We start from the raw sequence: 4,458 nt of genomic DNA on the forward strand, positions 1-4,458 counted from the left end.
TTAGCACTCACCCCTGCCGAGTGCAAGCGACTCCCTGCGGGACCACCCCGGTTGTACGGCGCCCCGCCCGCGCCCGCGGCTGCAGCATCCACGTGGCCGCCGCCGAGCGCCTGCCGCGGCGCCGGCCCTCGCCCGGCGGCCGCTCCGCGCACCACGGCGCCCCGCCGGCGCCCGCGCCCCCAGGTCACCTCGACGCGCGGCACCGCGAAGCAGGTGGACGTGCGCGTCGGCGCGCGGGCGGAACGCCGAGTCCGTGGAGTCCCTGGGTCACGCGAAGTCCGGCACCGCCGGTCAACGCCGTCTCGCGTCCCGTCCGCGGCGGCGGATGCGAGGGGCACCCATCCGTGGTCGGTCTTCCTGCTCACTCGCTCCGCGAGCTCGGGCGCCGGCCCTCCGAGGATTCAGAGGCACGGAAGGCGCGGGGCAGCCGGCAGGCAAAGACGGGCGGCGGCCAAGGCGCGCGGGACGCCCCATGTCCGGGGCGCGGGGGGCATGCCGGTTCGGGAGAGCCCGGCCGGCAAGGTGCTCGCACGAAGGGCCCGTACCAAATGAGGTACGGGCCTTTCGGCGTGATGCGTCGCGTCGGTGGCCGAACGCGCCGGGATGTCAGCCTGCCAGTCGGACCATGTCCGCCTGCGGCCCCTTCTGACCCTGCGAGATCTCGAACTCGACTCGCTGGCCTTCTTCGAGGGTGCGGTAACCGTCCATCTGGATCGCGCTGTAGTGGACGAAAACATCCGCACCACCGTCGACCGCGATGAAGCCGTAGCCCTTCTCCGCGTTGAACCACTTGACGGTGCCCTGAGCCATTCCTAACTCCCCTATTACTGGCCCTATCGCGGCCCCGCACTCCGCGGGCCCGGGTCAGACCTCACCCCCCGTTTGGACCCTTACCTTCAGCAGGTGCGGACCCTGGGGGGCGTGCGCCGGAACGCGTCGACCGCGGCTGAATGTATCTGCACGGATGCCCACCGCAACAGGTCAATTGGACGAGAATTCTTGGTGCGACCCATCGGAAATAGACCATGAAAAAACGATAATGCGGGTCATCTCGGACCGTACATAGCAGACCAACACGACATTTCACACGTGAATTTGGCGATAAATCGCCGCAGTGACCGCACGGGTGACACACTTGCCCCCGGCAACTGTACAAGGTTTCAACTAACGTCCCCGCGTCGCCCCGCAGCCGCCCCCGAACCGCGTCGGACCTGGCGCGCAGTCGCCCCGACAGACCAGTGCCCCGCCTCCCACAAAGGGAAAACGGGGCACAAACCGGCTCCTATTCGTCATCTTCCGCGTCCGCCCACCACGCCCGGCGGCCGGCGACGTCAGATCTGTGTCAGAACTCCGCCGGTTACGGTTCAACCCCCCGCGACCGCGGGAATGATCGAGACGTTGGCGCCGTCCGGAACAACCGTGGCAAGACCCTCGGAAAAGCGGACATCGTCATCGTTGACATATACGTTCACGAAACGACGGAGCTTTCCGGTGTCGTCGAGAACCCGAGCGGAAATACCCGCATGATTCTTCTCCAGCGACTCGATCACCTCGGCGAGCGTCACCCCTTCGGCAGGCACCTCGGCCCGGCCGTCGGTGTAGGTACGGAGAATGGTGGGAATACGAACAGAAGCACTCATGCGAGGCCAGCCTCTCGGAACGCGGCAAGGGTGGGGCGAATGATCGCGGTGGGTCCGGTGGTGGGCGCCACCGCGTCCAGGGTCTTCAGGCCGTCGCCGGTGTTGAGGACGACGGTCTCGGCGGTCGGGTCGAGCTGCCCGGTCTCGATCAGCTTCTTCAGCACGCCGATGGTCACCCCGCCCGCGGTCTCCGCGAAGATGCCCTCGGTGCGGGCCAGCAGCTTGATCGCGTCCACGATCTGCTCGTCGTTCACGTCCTCGACCGCGCCACCGGTCCGCCGCGCGATGTCCAGTACGTACGGCCCGTCCGCCGGGTTGCCGATCGCCAGCGACTTGGCGATGGTGTCCGGCTTCACCGGGCGTACGACATCGTGTCCGGCCTTGAACGCCGTGGCGACCGGCGAGCACCCCTCGGCCTGGGCGCCGTAGATCGTGTACGGCTTGTCCGCCACCAGCCCGAGCTTGATGAGCTCCTGCAGACCCTTGTCGATCTTGGTGAGCTGCGAGCCGGAGGCGATCGGGATGACCAGGTTGTCCGGCAGCCGCCAGCCGAGCTGCTCGCAGATCTCGTACGCCAGGGTCTTGGAGCCCTCGCCGTAGTACGGACGCAGGTTGACGTTGACGAAGCCCCAGTCCTCGCCGGCCGGGTCGCCGATCAGCTCCGAGCAGAAGCGGTTCACGTCGTCGTACGAGCCCTCGATACCGACCAGTTCACCGCCGTAGACGGCGGCCATCACGACCTTGCCGGCCTCCAGGTCGTGCGGGATGAACACGCAACTGCGCAGCCCCGCGCGGGCCGCCGCGGCGCCCACCGCGCCGGCCAGGTTGCCGGTGGAGGAGCAGGACAGGGTGGTCAGGCCGAAGGTGCGGGCGGCCTCCAGGGCGATGGCCACGACCCGGTCCTTGAAGGAGTGCGTCGGGTTGCCGGAGTCGTCCTTGACGTAGAGGCCGCCGGTGACGCCCAGTTCGCGGGCGAGGTTGTCGGCCTTGACCAGCTTGGTCCAGCCGGGGTTGAGGTTGGGCCGTTCCGCGACGTCCGCGGGAACCGGGAGCAGCGGCGCGTACCGCCAGATGCTGTCCGGACCGGCCTCGATCCGCCGGCGCAGCCCCTCCGGGTCGCCGAGCGGCAGGTCGTACGCGACCTCCAGCGGCCCGAAGCACTCCTGGCAGGCGAAGACCGGGCTCAGCGGGAAGCGGGCGCCGCACTCGCGACAGGACAGCGCGGCGGCGGGCCCGAAGGACGTACCGTACTCGGAGTCGATGCCGGATGCGGCGGTAGCGGTGCCGGCGACAGTCTGCACAGCCATGGTGGCGAGGCCCTTTCTCCTCATCTTCCTCGCGGCGCAGGTCGCGCGGCGAGACGGAATTGGCACCTTCCCCACCGTGATGACCTCGCGGTCGGCGGGAGGGTTGCCGGGGCTTCAACGGGCCGTTCCCTCTGCCCCTCTGGATGAGCGGTATGGCACCGAACGCGAAGTCCGGGCGTTTTTGACGCAATACGAGCCCCTGGCATGCGGTGGTCATACGCGTTGTTCAAGACTGTAACCGACATGCGCAACGGTTGAGACAGCGGTCCGTACCGCGAGATGGATCACGGACGGCCCCGCAACGCGCCGGGAATCGAACAGAAACCACCGTACCCAGGGAGAAGCGCACGTGCTCGATGAAGTGGAGCGCTGGCTGGACCGCCGGTCGTGGCCTGCCAGGGACCGACCGCTCGACCTGCTGCTCGCCGCGAAGCGCGCCGCGGGCCCGCGGGGCACGGTCAGCGTGGTGCTGCCCGCGCTCGACGAGGAGGCCACGGTCGGGGAGATCGTGGCGACCATCCGCCGGGAGCTGATGTCCGAGGACGCGCCGCTGGTGGACGAACTGGTCGTGGTCGACTCCGCGTCCCGCGACCGTACGGCCGAGGTGGCGGCCCGGGCCGGCGCCCGGGTGGTGCGGCGGGACGCGATACTGCCTCGGCTGCCGGCGGTGCCGGGAAAGGGCGAGGTGCTGTGGCGTTCGCTGCTGGTCACCCGCGGCGAGATCGTCTGCTTCATCGACGCCGACCTGCGCGAGTTCGACCCGCGGTTCGTGTCGGGCATCGTCGGCCCGCTGCTCACCGACCCCGGTGTGCAGCTCGTCAAGGCGATGTACGACCGGCCGCTGGAGACCGGCGCCGAGGTCGTACCGGCCGGCGGCGGCCGGGTCACCGAACTGGTCGCGCGCCCGCTGCTCAACCTGCACTGGCCGCGGCTCGCCGGTTTCGTCCAGCCGCTCGGCGGGGAGTACGCGGCCCGGCGCTCGCTGCTGGAACGGCTGCCGTTCCCGGTCGGTTACGGCGTGGAGCTCGGCATGCTGATCGACGCGCTCGGCCTGGTCGGCCTGGACGCGCTCGCCCAGGTCGACGTCGGCGTACGGCGCCACCGGCACCAGGACGGGCAGGCGCTCGGCCGGATGGCCGCCGCGATCTACCGCACCGCGCAGTCGAGGCTGGCCCGCGGCCACCTCGTACGGCCCAAGCTGACGCAGTTCGGCCGCGACGGCGAGGGGTTCGTGCCGAGCACGCATCCGGTGGACACGCAGGAACGGCCGCCGATGCTGGAGATCGGCGAGTACATGGCGCGGCGTGCGGCGTAGCGCGGGCGCCCGTGCCCGCACCCGCCGCACCGGTGGGGTGCCCGCGAAGGGGCACCCCACCGGGGCGGCGAACTGCGCGACCGGGCACAGCGCCGCCGCGGGCGGAGACGCGCCGTCATCGCGACGGCCGCGGGCCGGTGGGGTCCCCGGCGGCGGCGCGGGGTTCCCCGCGCCGTCGCCGGGGGGACCCCGCGGG

At 70.4% G+C, this 4,458-nt stretch carries 4 protein-coding genes and 1 riboswitch; of the genes, 1 reads left to right on the forward strand and 3 read right to left on the reverse strand.

Translation table 11 applies throughout. The annotated features are described in order from the left end of the window. Nucleotides 1-606: 606 nt before the first annotated feature. From VIW71_RS20995 to thrC, 3 genes are all read right to left on the reverse strand, one after another. Complete coding sequence (locus VIW71_RS20995; protein ID WP_009339379.1) at nucleotides 607-810, reverse strand: cold-shock protein; 204 nt, start codon at nucleotides 808-810, stop codon at nucleotides 607-609. 554 nt (nucleotides 811-1,364) lie between these two features. Beyond that, nucleotides 1,365-1,640 carry a MoaD/ThiS family protein gene (locus tag VIW71_RS21000; RefSeq protein WP_331623978.1) on the reverse strand — a complete coding sequence of 92 codons (276 nt, stop codon included), beginning with the start codon at nucleotides 1,638-1,640 and terminating at the stop codon, nucleotides 1,365-1,367. Further along, complete coding sequence (gene thrC / locus VIW71_RS21005; RefSeq protein WP_331623979.1) at nucleotides 1,637-2,947, reverse strand: threonine synthase; 1,311 nt, start codon at nucleotides 2,945-2,947, stop codon at nucleotides 1,637-1,639. The genes VIW71_RS21000 and thrC overlap by 4 nt, the downstream gene beginning before the upstream one ends. 17 nt (nucleotides 2,948-2,964) lie before the next feature. After that, nucleotides 2,965-3,097: riboswitch (SAM riboswitch) on the reverse strand. Between the two features lie 199 nt (nucleotides 3,098-3,296). Here thrC and VIW71_RS21010 point away from each other — a divergent pair. Beyond that, nucleotides 3,297-4,262: a glucosyl-3-phosphoglycerate synthase gene (locus VIW71_RS21010; protein WP_331623980.1), complete on the forward strand. Its 966-nt coding sequence runs from the start codon at nucleotides 3,297-3,299 to the stop codon at nucleotides 4,260-4,262. Nucleotides 4,263-4,458 lie beyond the last annotated feature (196 nt).

Source organism: Streptomyces sp., from assembly GCF_036524955.1.
Classification (GTDB): domain Bacteria; phylum Actinomycetota; class Actinomycetes; order Streptomycetales; family Streptomycetaceae; genus Actinacidiphila.